Source organism: Bradyrhizobium sp. WSM2793, assembly GCF_000379585.1.
Taxonomy (GTDB): Bacteria; Pseudomonadota; Alphaproteobacteria; order Rhizobiales; family Xanthobacteraceae; genus Bradyrhizobium.
Map to the genome: position 1 here is coordinate 51,020 of NZ_KB902824.1, position 21,965 is coordinate 72,984.

20 protein-coding genes are annotated in these 21,965 nt (G+C 60.1%); 16 read left to right on the forward strand and 4 right to left on the reverse strand.

Annotated features, from left to right (window positions below; all coding sequences use genetic code 11):
• Window positions 1-59: 59 nt before the first annotated feature.
• Window positions 60-1,256, reverse strand: coding sequence for an acetyl-CoA C-acyltransferase (locus A3AS_RS0137770; RefSeq protein WP_018322615.1), 1,197 nt, complete (start codon window positions 1,254-1,256; stop codon window positions 60-62).
• A gap of 160 nt (window positions 1,257-1,416) precedes the next feature.
• Here A3AS_RS0137770 and A3AS_RS0137775 point away from each other — a divergent pair, with 160 nt between their 5' ends.
• The 4 genes from A3AS_RS0137775 to A3AS_RS0137790 all read left to right on the forward strand — a co-directional run bounded on the left by A3AS_RS0137775 (window position 1,417) and on the right by A3AS_RS0137790 (window position 5,990).
• Window positions 1,417-2,040 carry a TetR/AcrR family transcriptional regulator gene (locus A3AS_RS0137775; RefSeq protein ID WP_018322616.1) on the forward strand — a complete coding sequence of 208 codons (624 nt, stop codon included), beginning with the start codon at window positions 1,417-1,419 and terminating at the stop codon, window positions 2,038-2,040.
• A gap of 14 nt (window positions 2,041-2,054) precedes the next feature.
• Complete coding sequence (locus A3AS_RS0137780) at window positions 2,055-4,376, forward strand: molybdopterin-dependent oxidoreductase (RefSeq protein WP_018322617.1); 2,322 nt, start codon at window positions 2,055-2,057, stop codon at window positions 4,374-4,376.
• Window positions 4,377-4,393: 17 nt separating this feature from the next.
• Entirely contained in the window at window positions 4,394-5,098 is a 705-nt protein-coding gene (locus A3AS_RS0137785; protein WP_018322618.1) for an SDR family NAD(P)-dependent oxidoreductase, read from the forward strand.
• Window positions 5,099-5,168: 70 nt separating this feature from the next.
• Window positions 5,169-5,990, forward strand: a complete 822-nt coding sequence (locus A3AS_RS0137790; protein WP_018322619.1) for an enoyl-CoA hydratase-related protein — start codon at window positions 5,169-5,171, stop codon at window positions 5,988-5,990.
• A gap of 79 nt (window positions 5,991-6,069) precedes the next feature.
• Here the strand turns inward: A3AS_RS0137790 and A3AS_RS0137795 are convergent, their stop codons facing one another.
• Complete coding sequence (locus A3AS_RS0137795) at window positions 6,070-6,501, reverse strand: helix-turn-helix domain-containing protein (RefSeq protein ID WP_018322620.1); 432 nt, start codon at window positions 6,499-6,501, stop codon at window positions 6,070-6,072.
• Between the two features lie 277 nt (window positions 6,502-6,778).
• Between A3AS_RS0137795 and A3AS_RS0137800 the strand changes: the two genes are divergently transcribed.
• The 8 genes from A3AS_RS0137800 to A3AS_RS0137835 all read left to right on the forward strand — a co-directional run bounded on the left by A3AS_RS0137800 (window position 6,779) and on the right by A3AS_RS0137835 (window position 15,630).
• The gene (locus tag A3AS_RS0137800; RefSeq protein ID WP_026202778.1) at window positions 6,779-7,642 is read left to right on the forward strand and encodes an alpha/beta fold hydrolase; all 864 of its coding nucleotides are present in this window, start codon (window positions 6,779-6,781) and stop codon (window positions 7,640-7,642) included.
• 35 nt (window positions 7,643-7,677) lie between these two features.
• Window positions 7,678-8,682, forward strand: coding sequence for an NADP-dependent oxidoreductase (locus tag A3AS_RS0137805; protein WP_018322622.1), 1,005 nt, complete (start codon window positions 7,678-7,680; stop codon window positions 8,680-8,682).
• A 70-nt stretch (window positions 8,683-8,752) separates the two neighbouring features.
• Window positions 8,753-9,532: an SDR family oxidoreductase gene (locus A3AS_RS0137810; protein WP_018322623.1), complete on the forward strand. Its 780-nt coding sequence runs from the start codon at window positions 8,753-8,755 to the stop codon at window positions 9,530-9,532.
• A 231-nt stretch (window positions 9,533-9,763) separates the two neighbouring features.
• Window positions 9,764-11,359, forward strand: coding sequence for a class I adenylate-forming enzyme family protein (locus tag A3AS_RS0137815; RefSeq protein WP_018322624.1), 1,596 nt, complete (start codon window positions 9,764-9,766; stop codon window positions 11,357-11,359).
• 83 nt (window positions 11,360-11,442) lie between these two features.
• The gene (locus tag A3AS_RS0137820) at window positions 11,443-12,636 is read left to right on the forward strand and encodes an ABC transporter substrate-binding protein (RefSeq protein WP_049815108.1); all 1,194 of its coding nucleotides are present in this window, start codon (window positions 11,443-11,445) and stop codon (window positions 12,634-12,636) included.
• 70 nt (window positions 12,637-12,706) lie between these two features.
• On the forward strand, window positions 12,707-13,807 hold the full coding sequence (locus A3AS_RS0137825; RefSeq protein WP_018322626.1) for an NADH:flavin oxidoreductase: 1,101 nt from the start codon (window positions 12,707-12,709) through the stop codon (window positions 13,805-13,807).
• A gap of 186 nt (window positions 13,808-13,993) precedes the next feature.
• The gene (locus tag A3AS_RS0137830) at window positions 13,994-14,785 is read left to right on the forward strand and encodes a crotonase/enoyl-CoA hydratase family protein (protein WP_018322627.1); all 792 of its coding nucleotides are present in this window, start codon (window positions 13,994-13,996) and stop codon (window positions 14,783-14,785) included.
• Window positions 14,786-14,838: 53 nt separating this feature from the next.
• Window positions 14,839-15,630, forward strand: a complete 792-nt coding sequence (locus tag A3AS_RS0137835; RefSeq protein ID WP_018322628.1) for an SDR family oxidoreductase — start codon at window positions 14,839-14,841, stop codon at window positions 15,628-15,630.
• A gap of 56 nt (window positions 15,631-15,686) precedes the next feature.
• Here A3AS_RS0137835 and A3AS_RS0137840 read toward each other — a convergent pair whose 3' ends face one another.
• On the reverse strand, window positions 15,687-16,145 hold the full coding sequence (locus tag A3AS_RS0137840; protein WP_018322629.1) for a MaoC family dehydratase: 459 nt from the start codon (window positions 16,143-16,145) through the stop codon (window positions 15,687-15,689).
• A 193-nt stretch (window positions 16,146-16,338) separates the two neighbouring features.
• Between A3AS_RS0137840 and A3AS_RS0137845 the strand changes: the two genes are divergently transcribed.
• Both A3AS_RS0137845 and A3AS_RS0137850 read left to right on the forward strand, forming a co-directional pair.
• A complete protein-coding gene (locus A3AS_RS0137845) occupies window positions 16,339-17,286 on the forward strand; it encodes a LysR family transcriptional regulator (protein WP_018322630.1) in 948 nt (315 codons plus the stop codon).
• Window positions 17,287-17,446: 160 nt separating this feature from the next.
• The gene (locus tag A3AS_RS0137850) at window positions 17,447-19,009 is read left to right on the forward strand and encodes a fatty acid--CoA ligase (RefSeq protein ID WP_018322631.1); all 1,563 of its coding nucleotides are present in this window, start codon (window positions 17,447-17,449) and stop codon (window positions 19,007-19,009) included.
• 45 nt (window positions 19,010-19,054) lie between these two features.
• On the opposite strand, the gene A3AS_RS0137855 is transcribed toward A3AS_RS0137850, so the two are convergent.
• Window positions 19,055-19,726: a GntR family transcriptional regulator gene (locus A3AS_RS0137855; protein WP_018322632.1), complete on the reverse strand. Its 672-nt coding sequence runs from the start codon at window positions 19,724-19,726 to the stop codon at window positions 19,055-19,057.
• A 138-nt stretch (window positions 19,727-19,864) separates the two neighbouring features.
• Here A3AS_RS0137855 and A3AS_RS0137860 point away from each other — a divergent pair, with 138 nt between their 5' ends.
• Together A3AS_RS0137860 and A3AS_RS0137865 are read left to right on the forward strand one after the other, a co-directional pair.
• The gene (locus A3AS_RS0137860; protein WP_049815109.1) at window positions 19,865-20,641 is read left to right on the forward strand and encodes an enoyl-CoA hydratase/isomerase family protein; all 777 of its coding nucleotides are present in this window, start codon (window positions 19,865-19,867) and stop codon (window positions 20,639-20,641) included.
• An 11-nt stretch (window positions 20,642-20,652) separates the two neighbouring features.
• Window positions 20,653-21,945 (forward strand): CaiB/BaiF CoA-transferase family protein, encoded by a 1,293-nt coding sequence (locus A3AS_RS0137865; protein ID WP_018322634.1) that lies wholly within the window; start codon window positions 20,653-20,655, stop codon window positions 21,943-21,945.
• The last annotated feature ends 20 nt before the right edge of the window (window positions 21,946-21,965 follow it).

Genomic DNA, 21,965 nt, shown 5'->3' on the forward strand with positions numbered 1-21,965 from the left:
GTGGCGAGTGACGCGGTTCGCGCCGCTCGCCGAGTCCGTCTCGTCCGTCAGCCGTGATATCAGCGGACGACGCGCTCGATCGCGATGGCGGTAGCTTCGCCGCCGCCAATGCAGAGCGACGCGACGCCGCGCTTGAGGTTTTGCGCTTCGAGCGCGTGCAGCAGCGTCACAATCAGCCGCGCGCCGGTGGCACCAATGGGGTGACCTAGCGCGCAGGCGCCGCCGTTGACGTTCAGCTTCTCCCTGGGGATGCCGAGATCCTTCTGTGCCGCCATCGCGACGACCGCAAATGCCTCATTGATCTCGAACAGATCGACGTCGCCAACGCTCCAGCCGACCTTGTCCAATAGCTTGCGAATAGCGGGGATCGGGGCCGTCGTGAACCATTGTGGCTCCTGGCTGTGGGTGGCATGGCCCTTGATCTCGGCGAGCACCGGAAGGCCGTCGCGATCGGCCAGCGAGCGTTTCGCCAAGATGAGCGCCGCAGCGCCGTCAGCATTAGCGGAGGAGGCGGCGGGCGTGATCGTGCCGTTGGCGCGGAACGCGGCTTTCAGCCCGGGGATTTTGGCGGGATCGACTTTGAGCGGATGCTCGTCATTTGAGATGATCCGGGGCCCGGCCTTCTCGGTCAACGTGATCGGAGCAATCTCAGCCTTGAACGCGCCGCCTTCAACCGCCTTGCGGGCGCGGGTCAAGGTCTCGATCGCGTAGTCGTCCTGGTCTTTGCGGGTGAATTGATAGGCCTCCGCCGTGGCCTCGCCAAAGTCGCCCATCGAGCGTCCGGTCTCGTAGGCGTCCTCCAACCCGTCCATCATCATGTGGTCGATGATGCGGTCGTGGCCAGCGCGATAGCCGCCACGCGCCTTGGCCAGCAAATAGGGCGCGTTGCTCATGCTCTCCATGCCGCCAGACAGAACGATCTCGGCGGAGCCCGCATTGATGATGTCGTGAGCCAGCATGGTGGCCTTCATGCCGGAGCCGCAGACCTTGTTGATGGTGGTCGCGCCGGTGGCATCCGGCAATTTGGCGCCGCGCGCGGCCTGGCGTGCCGGCGCCTGGCCCTGTCCGGCTGGCAACACGTTGCCCATGAACACCTCGTCGATCCGCTCGGGCGCCAGTTTGGCTCGCTCGAGAGCAGATCCGATCACATGGGAGCCGAGCTTGTGGGCACTGAGTGGCGAGAGCTCGCCCATGAAGCGGCCGAGCGGCGTACGGGCCGCGGAGAGGATGACGACGGGATCGGAAGCGGCGGCCATGGCGAATTCTCCTGTTGACACTTCGTTATATGACGATAGTCATATAACATGGGCGACATTGCAATGAAATATTGCCGTCGCTTCAAAAGCGTGGTCCAGAAGCGCTGGTGGATGGGATCGGTCGAACAGCCGGTCACCGAGCAGCTTGCACGGAGGGGAGATGCGTTACGTAGGAGACCATAGGCGCCGGACCCACAGCCGGATCGTTGAAAGTGCCTCCTACGGCTTGCGTCAAAACGGCGCCGAGGGACTTAGCGTTGTCGAGTTGATGAAGCTCGCCGGTCTTACGCACGGCGGGTTCTATAACCATTTCGAGTCGCGTGCCGCGCTTGTTGGCGAGGCAATTGCGTTTGCGATGGATCAAACGGCCGAGCGGTGGAAAAAACTGGCGAACCGGAAGGCGAACGAGGATCGTTTCGAGACGTTGATCGCCGATTATCTCAGTTCCCGCCACCGCGACAATCCCAGACAAGGCTGCGCGCTTCCAGCCCTGGCCGCTGATGTCGCTCGATCGAGCCCGAGGGAGCAACGGGCGCTTGCTTCCAAGCTGGAGAAGATGATCGACATCCTGGTCGAAGTGCTTCCCGCCGAGGGTCCTCAACAGGCACGCCAAATCGCGACGAGCACCATTGCGACCATGGTTGGATCGATCGTGCTATCGCGTGCTGTCGGCGCCGGGAAGCTTTCTGACGATATTCTCGACGCCGGACGGATGACTGTCTGCGGCCGGACTCACAAGCGACAGCGCAGAACAGCAAAGGCGATGAGCTGCGACAAACCATAATCTGGGAGGTGCCCATGACGGCCGGCAAGTGGCTCAAGACAGCCTGCAACCTGTGTTACGTAAACTGCGGCATCGAGGTCTGGTTGAATGAGGGGCGCCTCGAGAAGGTACGAGGCGACCGTTCAAACCCGAAGTCGCAAGGCTATCTATGCAACAAGGCGGCACGCATTCCCTATTATGCGCATCACAGGGATCGGCTCACGACCCCGCTGCGTCGTCGCGCCGATGGCGGCTTTGATGAAATCGAGTGGGACGTCGCGATCGCAGAAATCGCGGAGCGGCTTCGAGACGTAGTCGACAGGTATGGCGGCAAGAGTATTGCCCTTTATGGCGGCGGCGGGCAGGGCAACCACGCCGGCGGTGCCTACGCCAGTGGCTTGTTGCGTGCGCTGGGCTCGCGCAGCGTCTTCAACGCGCTTTCGCAGGAAAAAACCGGCGATTTCTGGGTCAATGGCCACATGTTCGGCAGCCAAACCTGCCACACGTCAGAGGACGTCCATCATTGCGATCTCTTGCTTGTCATCGGGGCAAATCCCTGGATCGCGCACGGCTTCCCCAATGCGCGCGACCATCTCAATCAGATCCGCAAGGATCCCGCACGCAAGCTGATCGTCATCGACCCCCGCCGAACCGAAACCGCAGAGATGGCGGATCTGCATCTCGCGGTTCGCCCCGGTGCCGATGCGTTTCTCCTTGGCGCGCTGCTGGCCACGCTCGTCCGGTCCGACCGAATCGACCACGCGTTCATCGAGGCGCACACGATCGGCTTCGCGGAAGTGAGGCAAGCACTATTGAACATCCCGGTTCAGGAATGGGCGGCCGCCGCCGATATCTCGATCGCGGAGCTGGAGAGCTGCGCCGCGATGATCGCAGCCGCGAAGGCCATGGTCGTTCGGGTTGAACTCGGCATCCAGCAAGGCGTTAACTCGACACTTAACTCCTATCTTGAAAAGCTCTTGATCATGCTTTCCGGCAATTTCGGCCGTGAAGGTACCAACCAATTGCATAGCTGGCTTCAACCGCTGTGGGGAAACTCTCCGAACCAGACATTCGCGCCGACCGGCGACGCGATCATTGGGGGCTTGTTGCCGCCCAACATTTTCCCCGAAGCGGTACTCAAGGATCATCCAGAGCGGTTGCGCTGCGCCTGGATCGACAGCTCCAATCCCGCCAACACCGCCGCAAATACCGTGGCGGTGGAACGCGCATTGCAATCGCTAGAGCTATGCGTTGTGGTCGACGTTGCGATGACCGAAACCGCACGGCTCGCGCACTACGTTCTCCCGGCCTCCACACAATACGAAAAGACCGAATTTACTCTGTTTAACTTCGAATTTCCGACCAACTATTTTCATGTCCGCGCCGGTGTTCTGCCGCCACTTGCCGGCACCTTGCCGGAGCCCGAGATCTATACGCGGCTTGCGATCGCCCTGGGGCTTCTGCCGGGTGACAATGTCCTCGCGCCGCTGCGGGAAATAGCACGGCGCTCGCGATCTGAATTCGCCGCGGCCTTTCGTGCTTTCATCGCGGAGAACCCTGCGGCAGTGCCTGCCCTGGTGCTCTACCATACGCTGGGGCAGACGCTTCCGGACGGTACCGCGGCCGCGGCGCCGATGTGGAGCGCGGCACAGGCTTGCGCGAAGCGATCGCCGCAAGCGGTGCGGCGGGCGATCGGCGCATCCGAGCAGGTGGCGGACCATCAGCTCGGAGATCTCCTGTTCGACACCATCGTGGCCTCCCGGCAAGGCACGGCGGTTACACGGCACGAGTATGACGAGGTCTGGTCACTGATCGGCCATTCGGATCGCAAGGTTCGGCTGCTCGTCCCGCAGATGCTGGAATGGCTGGCGCGTCTCGATCCGCAAGCCGCTAGCGCGCCAAAGGAGTTCCCGTTCGTGCTGGCGGCTGGTGGCCGCCGCATGTTCAATGCCAACCAGATATTTCGCGATCCCGCGTGGCGTCGCGACGACCCGGACGGCGCCCTGCTGATCAATTCGAGCGATCTGAGCGAGTTGGGCGCGAAGGATGGTGACTGGATCGCGGTGGAGTCGGCGGCCGGGCGGCTCGTCGTCCGCTGCAAGGTCGATGACGCCATGCGCAAGGGCCAGCTGGCGCTGCCGCACGGTTACGGCCAGGCCTATCCCTCGCCGGACGGTGAACGTCTGATCAACGGACCGCGCATCAATCTGCTCACCGAGAGTGGCAACCGCGATCCCATTGCGGGCACGCCCTACCACAAGAACGTCGCGGTTCGACTGGCCCTGGTGACCGAGCACGAAGCTGCCGCCTGTCAGTCGCAATCCGAGCGAATTCATAAGAGAGCGGCCGGAGAATAGCTCGAAGGGAGCGTCGAATGACCGAGAAACCCATCGCAATCGTGACCGGAGTAGGGCCAGGCACGGGAGCTGCCATCGTCAAGCGCTTCTCTGCTGGCGGGTTTCGTATCATCGCGCTTGCCCGCTCAGCGGAGCTCATCAATCGACTTGCGCAAGAGCTTCCGGACGTGCACGCGGTGACCTGCGACGTCTCGGAGGAGGCTCAGGTGCGGACCGCAGTCGCTGACGTAAAGCGCCGCTTTGGCGCGGCGGACGTTCTCATCCACAACGCGGTCGGAGGGGGCTGGGGGAGTTTTCGCGAGATCGATCCGAAGATGCTGAAGGGCAACTTCGAAGTCAACGTGATGGGGCTGTTGTACCTGTCGCGAGAAGTGGCGCCTGACATGATCGATCGGGGCAAGGGCGCAATCCTGGTGACCGGCAACACCTCTTCGATCCGAGGCAAAGCCAATTTCGCCGGCTTCGCGCCGACGAAGGCGGCGCAGCGCATTCTGGCCGAGTCGATCGCACGTGAAGTAGGACCTCTCGGCGTCCACGTCTCCTACGTTCTCATCGACGCCGTTATCGATACGCCCCGGATGCGGGCGCGGATGAGCGACAAACCGGATGAGTTCTTCATCAAGCCGGCGGCGATCGCCGACGAATTATTGCATCTCTACGGTCAGGATCGCTCGGCTTGGTCGTTTCTCACGGAACTGCGGCCATTCAACGAAAACTGGTGATGCTCGAACACGGGCACGGCGGGCTGGGTCACTTTGGAGAGCTCTCCGTGGGGCTTGAAAGGTCAGAAACATGACGGATGGATCCATCTCGGTTGATACGGGGACGGACGAACTGCTGTGCGCGATCCGGGATCGCGTCGCGGTGATTACCTTGAACCGACCCGAAGCCCGAAATTCGTTGTCCGATCATCTTACGCCGGCGTTGCGCCGGATGGTCAAACAGAATGGAGATGATCCTGAGGTCGGAGCCCTCCTGATTACCGGTGCAGGCACTGCCTTCTGTTCGGGCGGCGATGTTAAGGGGATGGGCGGCAACGCTGCCGCGTCGGCGATGTCATTCAGCGACAAGGTTGCGCGATTGCGGGAACGTCAGCGAACCCTGACCGGCGCACTTGTTTCGGTGCGGAAGCCCACCATCGCGGCTTTGCCGGGACCGGCGGCTGGCGCCGGGCTTGCGATCGCACTCGCTTGCGACCTTCGTATTGCAGCCGAATCCACGATCATGACGACAGGCTATGCCAGGATTGCGCTCACCGGCGATTACGGCATTTCGTGGCTGTTGACCCGGCTTGCCGGGACGGCACGTGCTCGCGAACTGATGTTTCTGTCTGAACGGATCAGTGCACGGCGCTGCGAAGCATTGGGCCTTATTAATCGCGTGGTGCCTGATTCCGAACTGCAAAGCGAAGCATTCGAAATGGCGAGAGCATTGGCGAATGGCCCGGCGAACGCGTATGCCTCCATGAAGGATAACCTCGATCTTGCGCTGTCGGCCGACTTCTTGACGTCACTAGATCAAGAGGCCGAGAGGATGGTCCTCGCGGCGGGCACTGCGCAGCACGCCGAAGCCGTCCGGGCTTTTATTGAGAAGCGTCCGCCGACTTACAGGTGAAACTCTTTCAGGTCATTACTTCGAAGGCCTAGCGGGCCGCACCCGCAACCGCACAAGCTGGAGCTGCCAAGCTAATTGCTCATTCGACTGCGGCGATACGAATGGGACGCGTTCCAATCGGAGCGCCGGTCGCGCGGTCGATGGTGAGGGGATCGATCTCCGTTCCGTTCTCGGCATCAAAGAACCGGGTCACCTTGCCTCCGCTGCGATGCTTGCGTCCCCACGCGCCAATCGCGAATAGGACCGGCAAGAAGTCGCGCCCGGCTTCCGTCAGCACATATTCGTCCCGTGGCGGGCGGTCTGAATAACGGCGTTTCTCCAGCACTCCCTCGTCAACCAGCGCCGAAAGGCGCCCCGTCAGCATCGTCGGCGCGATACCGAGACTCCTGCGAAAATCGTCGAAGCGGGTCAGCCCCGCATGGGCGTCGCGCATGATCAGCATGCTCCATGCGTCTCCGACCAGCGCCAGGCTTCGGGCGATCAGGCAAGGCTGGGCCGAAAGTTTTTTCATGTAAGTCTCATTTTGGTAGTGACTTGATACTAAATTGATAGTAACAGATCATTCGTCGGTGTTCCACACCAAATTGGGAAGACCGGAGCCGAGGACGACAGACGCGGAATTGCGCTGATGCCGGGTGCTTCCGCCAGCATTGGGCTGGCGTCGGGGCCAAGGCCAACACAGCGGCCTATCAACACGTGCGTCTCTTGGTGCGCACAGGAAGAACCGCGTCATCCGATATCCCTCTGATCTCAGGGATTCCGGTGTCAGCCGAACTATGGAGTAAGTGATGTCAACTTATGTCAGCCACCCAGGATCGGTCGTGCGCTATGTCGATGCGCCGAATCTTTCGATCAGTGCTGCGGGAACAACTTTTGCCTATCGCGATATCGGTCCACGCACTGGCGTGCCATTGATCCTTCTCAACCATTGGGGCGCGGTTCTCGACAATTTCGATCCACCGATCGTCGATGGGCTCGCCACCATGCATCGCGTCATGGCGATCGACTACCGAGGCATCGGCGCTTCAGGCGGGAAAGCGCCTGTCACCGTTGGCGAAATGGCGCAAGATACGATCGCTCTGATCGCGGCGCTCGGCTTTGAAAAAGTCGATCTGCTCGGCTTTTCCCTCGGCGGCTTCGTAGCCCAGGATATCGCGCTGAAGGCCCCTGGTCTCGTGCGAAAGCTGATTCTGACCGGCACGGGCCCGGCAGGCGGCAAAGGTATCGAGAAGGTCGGGCCGGTGTCCTGGCCGCTGATGATCAAGGGCTTGCTGACTTTGCGAGACCCGAAATTCTATCTGTTCTTCACCTCCACGGCCAATGGCCGCCGGGCCGCAAAGGCCTTTCTGGAAAGGCTGAAGGAGCGCAAGTCAAATCGGGACAAAGGAGCCACGCCAGTGGCCTTGTTGCGGCAGCTCAAGGCGATCAAGAGCTGGGGCCAGCAGGCGCCTCAGGATCTCGGCAGCCTCCGCATCCCGGTCCTGATCGCGAATGGCGATAACGACATCATGGTGCCGACCGCAAACAGCATCGACATGGCACGGCGTATCCCGGGCGCCCAACTGGTCATCTACGAAGATGCCGGGCACGGCGGGATTTTCCAGTACTACGCCGATTTCGTGCCGAAGGCGCTGTCGTTCCTCGACGCCTGACGCCGCGACCAAATTTTCAAATTGGAGATGACATCATGAAGGCATTCGTCGTCGACAAATATAAGAAGAACGGGGCTCTGCGCTCGGCAACCATGCCAGAACCGGAGTTGCGGGACGATGATGTCCTGGTTCGGGTTCACGCAACTGCTGTGAACGTCCTGGACTCCAAGCTCAGGGATGGAGAATTCAAACTCATCCTGCCGTATCGTCCGCCCTTCATTCTGGGCCACGATGTTGCCGGGACGGTCGTGAGGGTTGGCCGCAATGTCAGGCGATTCAAGGCAGGCGACGAGGTCTATGCACGGCCGCGCGATCATCGGATCGGAACATTCGCCGAATTCATTGCCATGAACGAAGCCGACGTGGCGCCGAAGCCTGAGAACATCAGCATGGAAGCGGCCGCTTCCATCCCGTTGGTGGGACTGACCGCCTGGCAGGCGCTGGTCGAGGTGTGCAAGCTGAGGCCCGGCCAGAAGGTCTTCATCCAGGCAGGCTCCGGCGGGGTGGGGAGTTTCGCGATCCAGCTCGCCAAGCATCTCGGTGCGATCGTGGCGACGACGACGAGCGCGAAGAATGTCGAACTGGTCAAGAGCCTCGGCGCGGACTTGGTCATCGACTACAAGACCCAGGATTTCGAGAAGGTCTTGTCGGGCTACGATCTGGTCCTGCACAGCCAGGACGCCAAGACGCTTGAAAAATCTCTGCGCGTGCTCAAGCCGGGCGGCCTGCTCATCTCAATCTCCGGGCCGCCCGACCCCGAATTCGCGAGGGAACAGGGGATGAACCTCTTCCTGAAACTGGTGCTGCGTTTGCTGAGCCATGGTGTGCGGAAGAAAGCCAGAAAACTTGGTGTGCGCTTCTCATTCCTGTTCATGCGCGCGCAGGGACAGCAGCTACGCGAAATCACGTCCCTGATCGAATCCGGCGTGATCCGTCCGGTCGTGGACCAGGTTTTCCCGTTCGAAAAAGCCGGTGACGCGCTCGCCTATGTCGAGACCGGTCGAGCAAGGGGCAAGGTCGTGATTGCGGTGAAACAATAGTTCCGTAACGGTGCCGCCTGCGTTGCGACGCCATACGCCGGCCGGCACCAAGTGCATCCGAGGAAACGACATGACTGAATCCAACCGCGATACACAGCCTTTCCTGCAGGAAGTTGCACTCATTGTCGGCGGTGGCCCGGGCATCAGTTCGAGTTGCGCCAGGCTGTTCGCGGAAAACGGGATGCGTGTCGCCGTCGCAGCCAGGAATCCGGAAAAAGCCGTCCTTGAGACTCTCGAAAAGATGCACGGCGTGCGTCGGTACGCCTGCGATGCAAGCGAACCGGAGGCCGTGGCACAGCTGTTCGCGAATGTCGCTCGAGAGATCGGAACGCCGAGGCTTGTCGTGCATAACATCGATGGCCGCGTTCCCGGCATTTTCCGCAAGGGCATTCTCGAAGCCGACCCGATGATGGCGCTCGAAACAATCCGAAACTCGGCATTTAGCGCTTTTCTGGTAGGTCAACAGGCAGCTCGGCTCATGCTCGGAAACGAACCCGACGTCAATGGTACGAGAGGAACGATCATCTTTACGAACGCTAGCGCGGCGCTCAAGGGCTTTCCATCGAGTGGTGCATTTGCGATGGCGTGCCATGCCAAGTCCGGACTCGCGCAAAGCATGGCGAGAGAATTGATGCCGCAGGGAATCCATGTGGCGAATGTGCCGATCGATGCCGCGATCGGTTGGACTCAGGAGGATGGGACCCGCGCGCACCGGTTGGCGGGAACGACCGTGGACGACAACATGGCCGACCCTGTCCATATCGCGGAAACCTATCTGCAGCTGCACCGCCAGCATCGGTCGACCTGGGCTTTTGAAGTCGTGCTGCGGCCGTGGGTCGAGAAATGGTAATTACGCTCAGCTGACCCTTCCGAACAAGTGCGCGGAGACCACAAATTCTAAATTGGAATTCGATTTCTGCATCAAGAATTCCGCCATTTGCTGGTACATTCACGTCTGCTCGTCTTGACAGTTCTATTTTAGAACGGTTTACTCCGCGGGCCGATAGGAATGAAGGGTGCGGACCTCCCGGTTGAAGGGGGCCGCGCACGCTGCCGAAAACAAGGCGCGAGGGAGGATGGCATGAGGAGCGTGGACGAGCTCACCGCAGCCGAACTGCTGGACGGCCTGCCGTCCAGAGTGCACGAGGTTTACGTGCCGTTCGTGCGGGATATTCCGGATCATCCGGCCTTCGTGGAAGGCGGGCGTGCCTGGAGCTACCGGCAGTTCGCGGATGCGGTCGACGCTGCGGCAAAGAAGCTCGCCGGATTGGGCATCAGGCCCGGTGATCGCGTGTTGATTGCCAGTGAGAACAGCGTGGCCCTCGGCGTGATGCTCTTCGCAGCGAGCAAGCTCGATGCCTGGGGTATTCCGGTCAATCCCCGCCTTTCGCCCCGAGAGATCGACCTGATCGGGACGCACAGCGGTGCCAGACGCGTACTGTTCAACTCGGCGCTGTCGAAGGAAGCGGCCGACCATGCCAGCCGTATCGGTGCGAAAATCGGCGCCGTGGGGCCGTTCGGCGGAATCGGCATCGGTCCTCTCAATGCGGATGCCGAAGCGGAGCCCGTCGAGAAGGATGGCGCCCACCAGGTCGCAGGCCTTTTATACACCTCAGGCACGACCGGTGCACCGAAGGGCGTCATGCTGAGTCACCGCAATCTCCTCTTCACCGCAAGGACGTCGGGAATCCTTCGCCGAAGCAGTCCAGGCGACCGCATTTACGGCGTGCTGCCGATGTCACACATCGTCGGGTATGCGATCCTACTGATTTCGACGCTGATGCACGGCGGCACGTTGCATGTCGTGGCCAAGGCCGATCCCGCTGCGCTGGCTCATGCCATCGCCGAGCAAGGGATTACGAGCCTGTTCGGCGTGCCTGCCACATATCAGCGGCTGCTTGAGCACAAGGCGGTCAAGGGCATCCAACGGCTCGAACGGGGCAGCCTGCGGATCATGGCGGTGGCTGGCGCTCCGCTCGACCTCGATCTCAAGAAGCGGATCGAGGACGAGTTTGGAATCCCGCTGCTGAACAATTACGGCATAACCGAATGCTCACCAGGCCTCACGGGGGTCCGTTCGGAACAGCCTGTCCCGGACGAGTCGGTCGGCCCGTTTCTTCCCGGCATCGAGCACCGGATCGTGGACGGACAAGGAAAAAAGGTGGCGATCGGTGAAGTGGGCGAATTACACGTTCGAGGTCCGAACATCATGCTCGGCTACTATCGTGCGCCCGACCTGACGGCGGCGGCGATCGATGAGCAGGGATGGTTCAACACGGGAGATCTCGCGCGGGTGAACAGCAAGGGACATCTCTATATCGCCGGCCGCACCAAGGAGCTTATCATCCGCTCCGGCTTCAACGTTTATCCCGCCGAGGTGGAGGCGGTCCTGAACGCGCACGACCAGGTCGTTCAGTCGGCCGTCGTCGGACGAAAGATCGACGGCAACGAGGAGGTCGTCGCGTTCGTTCAGCTTCTCCCCGGTGCGAGCATCAGCGCGGAAGACCTCAAAGCGTACACGGCCCAATTGCTCACATCCTACAAGCGTCCGACCGAATTGATCGTCCTTGACGCTCTGCCCTCGGCCTCCACCGGCAAGATACTGAAACACAAGCTGCGGGAGATGGCGAACGAACAGGCCGCCCCGAAGGCGTCTCGTGCGGCAGCCGCTGGCTGACGGGCGGCAGGAGTAATTTGAACGGAATATGCGCTGCAGGAAAGAACGGTGAGCGACGGACCTGTCGCCGGAGGGAGATGACAATGTTGAGAAGCGCCATGATTGTAGCCGCGCTCGCGGCATCCGTAGCCGGCGCGCATGCGCAGACGCCGGGCGTCACCGAATCCGAGGTGAAGATTGGGGCGACGTTCCCTTTTAGCGGCCCCGCTTCGCCGCTCAGCAATACCGGAAAGGGCATGATCGCCTACGTCAATTCGATCAACGAGCGTGGCGGCATCAACGGGCGGAAGATCAATCTCATCACCTACGACGATGGTTACAGCCCTCCCAAGACGGTGGAGCAGACCAGGAAACTCATCGAGAGCGACGAGGTGGCGTTCCTGTTTGGCCCGTTGGGTACGCCCGGCATCAGCGCCACCATCAAGTACGTCAACGCGAAGAAAGTGCCGCACCTGTTTGTCGTGAGCGGGGTCAGCAAGTTCACGAATTTCGCTGAATTCCCCATGACCACGACGGGATTGCCAAGCTACGACACCGAAGGACGAATCTACGCAAAATACATCACCCGGACCCGTCCCGACGCGAAGATCGCGATACTGTATCAGAACGATGATTTGGGTAAGGACTTCGTCAATGCATTCAAGGCCTACCTGAAGGACGATTTCGACAAGAAGGTCGTCGTGTCCTCCTATGAGGTGACCGAGCCGACCATTGATTCCCACGTCGTGTCGCTGAAGTCGTCTGGCGCAGAGGCCTTTTTGGTGGCCGGCACGCCGAAATTCGCAGCGCAGGCCATCAAGAAAGTCGATGAGATCGGCTGGAAGCCGCTGTTCCTGATCAACTTCGTTTCGAGCTCCGTGTCGTCGACCATCATCCCCGCAGGACCGGAAAAGGCGGTAGGCATAGTCGCCGCGACAATCACGAAGGATCCGAACGACAAGAAGTGGGCCGATGATCCGGGCATTAAGTGGTACCGCGACTTTTTTGCCAAATACCTGTCAGGCGCCGATATCGGCGACAACAATTATCTGTTCGGTACCCAGCAGGGACAGATCCTGGAGCAGGTGCTCAAGCAGTGCGGCAACGATCTCTCGCGCGAGAATATCGTCAGGCAATCGCGCAGCATACGCGGGCTGTCTCTTCCGACTTCCATACCGGGTGTCGTGATCAACACGGGCCCGGAAGGCAGCATGGCGTACACGCAGCTGCAGCTTCAGCGCTGGAACGGGACCACGTGGGAGCAATTCGGTGACGTACTCAGTGCCGACGCAAAGTGAATTGTACCTTCTGAACATGCGGGGCGGATGATCTAAGTCCGCAAGACGACCACTAGATCATGGAGCACGGATGTCCATCGACGTTCTTTTCCAGCCTTGCAAGCTGAAAGGGCTGAACATTCCGAACCGGGTCGTGATGGCGCCGATGACGCGCTCGTTCTCTCCGGGCGGAATCCCGACCGAAGACGTCGCGCGGTATTACCGCCGGCGTGCCGAAGGAGCGGTCGGATTCATCATATCGGAGGGTACGGGCGTGGATCGTCCGGCATCCCTGAACGATCCGAACGTTCCCCGTTTTCACGGAGAGAAGGAGCTGGCGGGGTGGCGGCGTGTGGTCGACGAGGTGCATGCCGCGGGTGGTCTGATGGCACCGCAGCTATGGCACGTCGGAGCCGTTCGCACCCGCGCCAAGGATTGGTCTCCTCCGGGTGCCTACGACAGTCCGTCCGGCCTGTCGCGACCGGAGAAGAAATTCGGCGAGCCGATGAGCGAAGAGGACATCGCAGACGCCATCCGCGCTTTCGCCGATGCGGCGCTTGTCGCGAAGCGCTTGGGGTTCGACGCTGTCGAATTGCACGGGGCGCACGGCTATCTGATCGATCAATTCTTCTGGGAAGGCACCAATCGCCGCGAGGATGCCTATGGAGGCAAGGACCTGCCGGGTCGGGCGCGGTTTGCCGCTGATATCGTTCACGCCGTGCGCAAGTCGGTCGGACCCGACTTTCCGATATTGCTGCGGATCAGCCAGTGGAAACAGCAGGACTACGAAGTGAAGTTGGCCGATACGCCTCGCGCGTTGGAAGCCTGGCTCAAACCGCTGGTCGATGCGGGGGTCGATATTCTGCATTGCTCGCAACGGCGCTTCTGGGAGCCGGAGTTCGATGGTTCCGATTTGAACTTCGCCGGATGGGCCAAAAAGGTGACGGGGGTGCCGACAATCTCGGTCGGGTCGGTCGGCCTGACCGGCGAGTTCATTGCCGCATATGGCGGGGAGAGCTCCCGTCCGGCGTCCCTCGACGAACTGATCCGCCGCCTCGATCGCGAGGAGTTCGATCTTGTCGCGGTGGGGCGGGCGCTGCTTCAGGATCCGCGATGGCTCCTGAAGATACGCGACGGCCGGACGGAGCAATTGATGGCCTTCGAACGGACTGCGTTTGCTGCGCTGAGTTAAGGCTCAGCGATGACGGGTTGCGAGGCGGGCTGCGTCGCCGCTGAATAAAGGTTATCCAAATATTTGGTGGCTGATATTTCGCCTATCTGTCCAAGCTGACTACTAAAGAAGATCGGCGCATGCCGGTCGACGGGAGGGACATGCGCGTCATTGCGCAGTCGCCTGGAAGCAATTTGGAGACGAACAATGAGCGACGCCAAGACCCAAGTCGGCCATATTCGCACCGAGGTGCACGGGCATGTGTTCAAGATCATCATCGACAACGTGGCGAAGAAGAACTCATTCAGTCCGCAGATGATGGCGCAGATGTCGGATGCGATGACCCTTCTCGATCGCACCGACGATTATTGGGTCGGGGTACTCTGCGCCGAGGGTCCGGATTTCACGGCCGGGCTGGATATGCCGAAGTTCTTCGGACCCAAGGCCGAGAATACCGAGTTAGAGCCCGGCAACATCGATGCGTTCGCCTTGAAGAGCCGGTGCCGCAAGCCGATTGTGACGGCCGTACAGGGGATCTGCTTCACAATCGGAATCGAAATGATGCTGGCTGGCGACATCGTCGTGGCGGCCGACGACGCCAGGTTCTGTCAGATGGAATCCAAGCGGGGGATCGCGCCTCTTGGTGGTGCCCATTTCCGGTATTTGACGCGGGCGGGCTGGGGAGACGCGATGTATCACCTGTTCCTGTGCGATGAGTTCGGCGCAGCCCGGGCTCACAAGATCGGCTTCGTTCAGGAAGTCGTTGCATCCGGCCAGCAGATTGCGCGCGCGATGGAGATTGCGAATTTGATCGCCAAGAACGCGCCGATCGGCATTCAGGTGACGAAAGAGGCCGCGTTGAAATACATCGAGGCCGGCGAGAGAGCCGCGATCGACTACATTCCCAAGATCAAGGATCGCGTCTTCAGCAGCGAAGACATGAAGGAAGGCATCCAGTCTTTCGTGGAACGTCGCTCGGCCGTGTTCCGCGGGAAATAGGAATCCGGCGGACCGGACAGTAGGACTTCGCTCACGAGCCAGAGGATTTGACCATGGGAAGCATCAAGAAGGCATTTGATCTCACCGGCAGGAACGCCCTTGTTACCGGAGGCTCCCGTGGCCTTGGGTTGCAGATCGCCGAGGCGCTAGGTGAGCAAGGAGCACGGGTCGTGATCTCCTCTCGCAAGGCTCCAGACCTGGAAAAGGCCCAGGCGCATCTTGCCGGGCTCGGCGTCAAGGCGGAGTGGATCGCAGCAGATAATTCCAGGGACGAAGACGTCAAGCGGCTCGCCGACGAAACGATCAAGAAGCTCGGACGGGTGGACATTCTGGTGAACAACGCGGGCGCCACTTGGGGCGCGCCGACCGAAGATCACCCGATCGAAGCGTGGGACAAGGTGATGAACTTGAATATCCGCTCGCTGTTCCTGCTCAGCCAACAGATTGCGAAGGGCTCGATGATTCCCAACAAGTATGGCCGCATCATCAACCTTGCTTCGATCGCCGGCTTGTTCGGAAGTTCCGGGGATATGCAGACTGTCGCCTACAATACGAGCAAGGGTGCGGTGGTCAACTTCACGCGGGCGCTGGCGGGGAGTTGGGGGCGCTACGGAATTACAGCCAATGCTCTGGCGCCGGGATTTTTCCCATCGAGGATGACGAAGGGTACGATCGAAGCTGTCGGTGTCGAGAAGCTCGCCGCCGGTGCGCCGCTGCGCCGCATCGGTGACGAAGACGATCTGAAAGGGGCCGCGATTCTCTTTGCCAGCGACGCTGGCAAGCACATTACCGGACAGATTCTTGCCGTGGATGGCGGTCTGACTTCGGTGCTATCGTCTTCCTGACCGTCGCTATACAGCCGCCTCCGGTTCTGCGGATACCGTTCGTGGCAGGTGGAGAGCTAGGGGACCACCAGGGTCAGCGTCTCGGCGACCAGAGCCGGCGTTTGGCTATTCTCGATCTCAAGTACCGCGTTGCTCTTGATCAACAAACGCCCGTTGTCCTTTGGTTCGACACTGGTCATGGAAAGCTGAAGGCGAACGCGGTTACCCGATCTCACCGGTGTCAGGAACCTGACCTTGTCCAGGCCATAGTTGAAGACGGCAGATGCGTCGACCGGAGCAAGACCCAGGTTCATGCCGAGTGGCGCGATCAACGACAGGCTCAGGAAACCGTGAGCAATGGTGCCGCCTGCGGGACTTTCCTTGCTGGCGCGCTCCGCGTCCACATGAATCCACTGCCTGTCTCCAGTACAGGCCGCGAACTGGTCAATCATGGGCTGGTCGATGGTGATCCAGTCGGATGTTCCGAGATTCTGGCCGACGAAATCCCTGATCGCCTCGAGCTTGATCTTTGCCATCGCCGTGTCCGTTGGTTCAACTGCTTCGCATATTTCCCCAAACTGCGAGGAAAGCCATGTCGATTTTGTTGAACGGGGAACGCAATATTGAATAGCGGCCAAGATTTGATGGTTTTTCGTTTGCGTTCCGGGTCCTGCGATGTCGTTCGCACTCGGAGATTAGGGACGCAAAGCGCTTGCGCAAAGGACGAGCATGACCAAGGCCAGCTGGGATTTGTTTCGCTTGTTTTCCGTGGTGGCGAGAACTGGAAGCGTCAACCGCGCCGCCCATGAACTGGGAATGAGCCAACCGACATTGAGCAGGCGTCTGAAGGAGCTGGAGCGCTACGTGGCCGCTCCCCTGTTCTTTCGCGCCTCGTCCGGGGTGAAGCTGACGCGGGAAGGCGAGGACCTGCAACGCTCGGCGGGGGATATGATGATGGCATTCGAGTCGTTTCATCGCGATCTGCGCTCCCGGGTCGGGCAACGATCGTCAGTGGTCCGGATATCGGCGACCGAAGGCATGACCAAACATTGGCTTCTTCCGCGGGTTGCGGAACTGCGTCGGCGCGATAGTCGAATATATCTGGAAATAATCTCCACCGTGAACCAGCAGAGCTTGGCAACGAGCGATCTGGATTATGTCATCAGGATGGGAGATCCCGGCGAGAACGATCTCATTGGCAAGCGGGTCGCTGACGTACCGATGGGGATTTTTGCCTCCGAGCAGTACCTTGCCGGACGCTCGGCGCCTCGATCATTGCCAGAGCTGAGGGATCACGACATCATCGGCCATACTGCCGATTTTGTCTCGTTCCGCAACGTTCGGCCTAATCAGAGGCATTTGTTGGAATATTTCTCGGAAGCCGCGGGCATCCGCAGCGTTGTTCGGCTTAACCCGGTTGCTAACCATTTCGCCGCCGCCGGTTGCGGTCTCGGGCTTGCGCTTCTTGCTGTACCATTCGCGCAGGCCGAGGGATTGGTTCAGGTCTTGCCACAAGAGACAGTTACGATGAACGTATGGCTGCTTCGCAGGCGCGAGAGCGATCTGAGAAAGTTAACTCGTGAAGTCAGGCGATTCCTGGAAGCAGAATTCGCTGCTTCCAGGGAATGGCTCGCCGGCAGCCCTCGAAATGCGAGAGTAACCAAGCACAAGGCCTGAGGCCGTCTTACATGCTGCTTTCGCCGTGTCTGGAAATATCGCGGTAAGCGCGAAGAGGCCGTGGTCATTCTGCGCTGAATAGCGGTAGTTCAGAATTTAGATACTTGCCGGGCGCGGTGCCGGTCATCCTCCATCCCAAAAGTCATAATGGGAGGGATGGATGTCCAAATCGGAAGGGGCCTTACTGTCAACCCCGATCCAGACGATCGCGGAAATTCCGCGACGTTACGCGGCGATCACTCCCGACGCCGTCGCCGTGAGCTTCGAAGGGCGCGAGACAAGCTATAGGGTCCTGGACGAATTATCGAATCAAGTCGCCAATGGCTTTGTGGCGGGGGGGCTGCGACCGGGCAGCCGAATTGCGATACTCGACAAGAATTCAGATATCTTTTTTCAAGTGCTTCTCGGGGCAGCCAAGGCCCGCGCCGTCCTGGTTCCCATCAATGCAAGGCTGGCACCTCCTGAGGTCGTTTTCGCGGTGAACGATGCCAAAACCGAGATTCTCTTCGTCGGCGAATCGTTCGAGAAACTGATCACGGAAATCCAGGATCAGCTGGACACTGTTTACCAGATCATTGTGCTGGATTCGCGTTACCTGAAGTGGCGCGATGGCCACCCGCCGACTGAGGCGAGCCTGCCAGTCAGCCCCGATGACATTTGCCTGCAACTCTACACGAGTGGCACGACCGGCCATCCGAAGGGCGTGCAGCTTTCTCACGCAAATTTTCCGCTACACGCGCTTGACGACTGGAAGGCGTGGTCGTCCGACGATGTCATGCTCCTGGCAATGCCGTTGTTCCACATCGCAGGGGTCGGTACCGGCGTATTCGGTCTGGTCGCCGGGCTCAAGACGATCGTGCTTCGCGAGTTCGTTCCATCGCCGGCGCTTGAAACGATACAGCGCGATCGAGTTACGGTCACGTTCCTCGTTCCGGCAATGTTATTGGCGATGCTGGCCGAACGGAACGTCGAGACACTCGATCTCTCCTCACTGAGACAAATTCTTTACGGGGCCTCCCCGATACCGCTCGAGCTTCTCAAGAAGTCGCTCCGAGTGTTCAGGCATACGGGGTTTTTCCAGGTCTACGGTCTTACCGAAACGACCGGGGTCATCACCGTTTTGGCAGACGCAGACCACGCCGTTGGGGATGGCGAACTCTTAAGGTCGTGTGGCCGCCCTATCGAAGACGTTGAGCTGCAGATCGTCGACGCTTCGGGAAAATCGCTGCCGGCTCGACAGGTGGGTGAGGTCGTGTGTCGCTCATCACAAAATATGCGGGGGTATTGGAATCGGACGGACGACACCGCGAGGACCATCCGGGACGGGTGGCTGCATACCGGCGATGCCGGATTCCTCGATGAAAACGGCTACTTGTACATTCATGATCGTTTGAAAGACATGATCGTTTCCGGCGGAGAGAACGTGTACCCCGCCGAGATCGAAAGCGCCTTGTATGGACACGCGGATATCGCCGATGTCGCCGTCATCGGGGTGCCTGACGACCGGTGGGGTGAAGCGGTCAAGGCCCTCATCGTGTTGAAACCGGATCGTACGGCGGACCCGGCGGGCATACTGCATTTCGCGCGAGGAAGGCTGGCGGGGTTCAAGATCCCAAAGTCGATCGAATTCGTGCACGAGCTTCCCCGCAATCCATCCGGGAAAATCCTGAAGCGGCTGCTGCGAGAGCGCTACTGGGAAGGATACGAGCGGATGGTCAATTGAGTGCGGTTGGCCGAATTGGTTGGATCGGACCGGGAGACGTTTTTGCTAGGCGACCGCTGCGTCCTGCAACTTGAGCGACTGAAGCGTCAGCACCTCGGTCAAGCGCAAGTGTTCCGTCATCAAATCGGTGGCGAGTTTCACATCCCGGCTAAGAATGGCTTGGGCCAGTGCCCAATGTTCGGCGCGCAGATCACGATCCGCGCGCGACATTCGCACATTGATACGGCGATAGCGTTCGCCCTGGACGTAGAGTTGGTCGCGAATTCGCAGCAGCCAGGGGCTGTCGCAAGCCGCCACCAGGGCAGCATGGAATTTCGCGTGTGCGATCATCCAGTCGTCGCCCAGGTCGTGAATGTCATGGGGCGTATGCGAGAGTTCATGATCGGCTGCGACAATAGCAGCCTCCCATTTGAGGCCGCCGAGTTTCATCGCGCGGTGCGTGCATTTCAATTCGATGTCGATTCTGACGGCCGTCAGGTCCGAAACGTCGGCGGCATTGATGGGCGCCACCCGGAAGCCCCGCTGGGGCTCTGCAATGACAAGTGCCTCCGCAGAGAGACGCGAAAGCGCCTCCCGCACGACGCTCGGGCTCACCATAAGGTGTTGAGCTAAATCCCGAATTTTCAACTTCCCACCGGCCGGCAAGCGGCAGGCCAAGATGTCCGAGCGAAGCCGGGCATAGGCTGAAACGGTAAGGCTGGTGGCGTCTGGGGACATCCTCCCATTTTCGTAAGGATTCGGAAGAATACAAGACAAAGTCAAAAATATCTTTTTTCTATTGACCGTATGATTTTTTGGACTACCGTTCCATTATCGAACTTTAAGGCCGCTTAAGAAAAAGTCCGGAGGAAGCTAATGACCACATCAAACGAGTTGGTTGCCGTCAGTCGGGAGGGCGATCTCGTTACCCTGACGATGACTTTCGCTCCCTATAATCTCGTGGCAAAGCCGCTGCTGACTGCGCTCCTGGACGCAGTCGAAAAGGCTCATAAGGAAGGCGCGCGCGCCATTATCCTTCGCAGCGGGTTGCGACACTTCTCCGCCGGTGCTGAAATAGAACTATTCGACAATCGCGGTGAACGGCTGCCCGAAATTGATGTGTGCGCCTGCCTGGATGCGTTCGAACAGGTCCCGGTGCCGATCATCGCAAGCATGCACGGATTGGCCCTCGGTGGCGGATTCGAGCTGGCCCTGGCCTGCGACATCATCGTTGCCGCTGACTCCGCGAAGGCCGGCATGGTCGAAGTGACGCTGGGCCTGCATCCGCTGATGGGCGCTATACAACGTGTGGCATCGCGCGCCGGCGTGGGGCGCGCCAAGGAGATGGCTCTGTTCGGACGTCGCTATGATGCGGCGACGTTGGAGCGCTGGAATATCGTCAATCGCGTCGTGCCCGAAGCCCAGCTTGAAGAAACGACGCGAATCCTCGCGCTCGAGCTTGCGATGGGCCCGACGGTGGCGCATGGCGCCACCAAACGGCTAATCCGCGAATACATGGACGAGAGCGTCGTGAAAGCCGACCGCGCAATGTCTGACGCGCAGCGTCCGATCTTCCAGAGCAACGATCTCGTCGTCGGCCTCAAGGCCTTCCGCGAGTCCGGGCCTGGTCACGCCATCTTCTCCGGCCGCTGAGGGACATCGTCATGACAAATCGTGCCCCCCTTGCCGGAATCAAGGTCGTCGACTTCTCGCGCGTCCTTGCTGGTCCTCATTGCACCAGGGCCCTGTCGGACCTCGGTGCCGACGTGATCAAGATCGAGCCGCCGCGCGGAGACATCTCACGGTACGCACTGCCTGGCGACGAAACCGCGAGCATGTCCTACTACTATATCCAACAGAACGTCGGGAAACGTAACATCAGCATCGACCTGAACTTCCCCGAAGGAAGAGAAGTCGTGCGCAAGATGTGCGATAGCGCCGACATCATCGTTGAGAATTTTCGCGCCGGCACATTGAAATTCTTTGGCCTCGATTATGAATCCGTCGCCGTGCGCAACCCGAAAGTGATTTACGCCTCAATCAGCGGCTACGGCCAGGGCAGCGCGCTGTCACACCGCAGCGCCTACGCGCCGACCGTCCATGCCGAATCCGGCTTTGTCGGCGGGATGATCGACCATCTCGGCGAGGATCTCACGGTCAAACGGCATGATGCCTATTCGCATGCTGACGTTTATACGGGCCTCGAAGCGATCATTGGCATACTGGCTGCACTGCATCACCGCGACCAAACAGGCGAGGGCCAATATGTCGATATCGCGATGGCCGCCACCATGCTTGCCGTCAACGAGCGGGTGCACGCCGATCTCTCCGACGCGGATCTCGGCGCCGAACCGGCAGCGCTCGGACCTGCTGACTCACCGTTCTTCAAGACAAGCTACGGTGACGTCATTACAATCGCGACCAGTGTCGTCAGCAGTCTGACGTTTCCGAATTACATCGCGGCGATGCGTCGCCCCGATCTCGCTTTAGATCCCAGATTCGCCACGCCGGCGGCGCGCCGGAAGAATCTCAACGCCCTTTACGAGATCATCCAGCAGTGGATTCTTTCCTTTGCCACGGCCGGCGAACTCGATGCCCAGCTCGACGAAGTGAAGCTGGCGTTCGGTGTGGTCCGCTCGGTCAAGGACTTCGCCGGTTCGGAATGGGTCAAATGGTGGGGCGCGATAGAAGAAGTTACCGACCGCCGCGGAAAGGCGGTCAGAATCCCCGGCAAGCCCTGGCACTTCTCAAAGACGCCGCTGGCCGCTGCGCGCGAAGCCGCCTTTCGCGGCGAACACAACGTCGAAGTGATGAAGGAATACGGCTACTCCGATCAGGAGATTGCTGTTCTTACCAATTCGGGCGTGCTGTTGACGAACATTCCGCCGCGACCCTCGCCATTAGTAGGAGCATCCGCGCCGCCCGATAGTGCCCATGTCCTGAAGCAGGCGTCCTAGCTGCGCCGAAGCCAACTAGC

Coding starts and splice junctions, on each gene's coding strand:
- A3AS_RS0137770 (WP_018322615.1), bottom strand. CDS start 1,256: ATGGCCGCCGCTTCCGATCCCGTCGTCATCCTCTCCGCGGCCCGTACG.
- A3AS_RS0137775 (WP_018322616.1), top strand. CDS start 1,417: ATGCGTTACGTAGGAGACCATAGGCGCCGGACCCACAGCCGGATCGTT.
- A3AS_RS0137780 (WP_018322617.1), top strand. CDS start 2,055: ATGACGGCCGGCAAGTGGCTCAAGACAGCCTGCAACCTGTGTTACGTA.
- A3AS_RS0137785 (WP_018322618.1), top strand. CDS start 4,394: ATGACCGAGAAACCCATCGCAATCGTGACCGGAGTAGGGCCAGGCACG.
- A3AS_RS0137790 (WP_018322619.1), top strand. CDS start 5,169: ATGACGGATGGATCCATCTCGGTTGATACGGGGACGGACGAACTGCTG.
- A3AS_RS0137795 (WP_018322620.1), bottom strand. CDS start 6,501: ATGAAAAAACTTTCGGCCCAGCCTTGCCTGATCGCCCGAAGCCTGGCG.
- A3AS_RS0137800 (WP_026202778.1), top strand. CDS start 6,779: ATGTCAACTTATGTCAGCCACCCAGGATCGGTCGTGCGCTATGTCGAT.
- A3AS_RS0137805 (WP_018322622.1), top strand. CDS start 7,678: ATGAAGGCATTCGTCGTCGACAAATATAAGAAGAACGGGGCTCTGCGC.
- A3AS_RS0137810 (WP_018322623.1), top strand. CDS start 8,753: ATGACTGAATCCAACCGCGATACACAGCCTTTCCTGCAGGAAGTTGCA.
- A3AS_RS0137815 (WP_018322624.1), top strand. CDS start 9,764: ATGAGGAGCGTGGACGAGCTCACCGCAGCCGAACTGCTGGACGGCCTG.
- A3AS_RS0137820 (WP_049815108.1), top strand. CDS start 11,443: ATGTTGAGAAGCGCCATGATTGTAGCCGCGCTCGCGGCATCCGTAGCC.
- A3AS_RS0137825 (WP_018322626.1), top strand. CDS start 12,707: ATGTCCATCGACGTTCTTTTCCAGCCTTGCAAGCTGAAAGGGCTGAAC.
- A3AS_RS0137830 (WP_018322627.1), top strand. CDS start 13,994: ATGAGCGACGCCAAGACCCAAGTCGGCCATATTCGCACCGAGGTGCAC.
- A3AS_RS0137835 (WP_018322628.1), top strand. CDS start 14,839: ATGGGAAGCATCAAGAAGGCATTTGATCTCACCGGCAGGAACGCCCTT.
- A3AS_RS0137840 (WP_018322629.1), bottom strand. CDS start 16,145: ATGGCAAAGATCAAGCTCGAGGCGATCAGGGATTTCGTCGGCCAGAAT.
- A3AS_RS0137845 (WP_018322630.1), top strand. CDS start 16,339: ATGACCAAGGCCAGCTGGGATTTGTTTCGCTTGTTTTCCGTGGTGGCG.
- A3AS_RS0137850 (WP_018322631.1), top strand. CDS start 17,447: ATGTCCAAATCGGAAGGGGCCTTACTGTCAACCCCGATCCAGACGATC.
- A3AS_RS0137855 (WP_018322632.1), bottom strand. CDS start 19,726: ATGTCCCCAGACGCCACCAGCCTTACCGTTTCAGCCTATGCCCGGCTT.
- A3AS_RS0137860 (WP_049815109.1), top strand. CDS start 19,865: ATGACCACATCAAACGAGTTGGTTGCCGTCAGTCGGGAGGGCGATCTC.
- A3AS_RS0137865 (WP_018322634.1), top strand. CDS start 20,653: ATGACAAATCGTGCCCCCCTTGCCGGAATCAAGGTCGTCGACTTCTCG.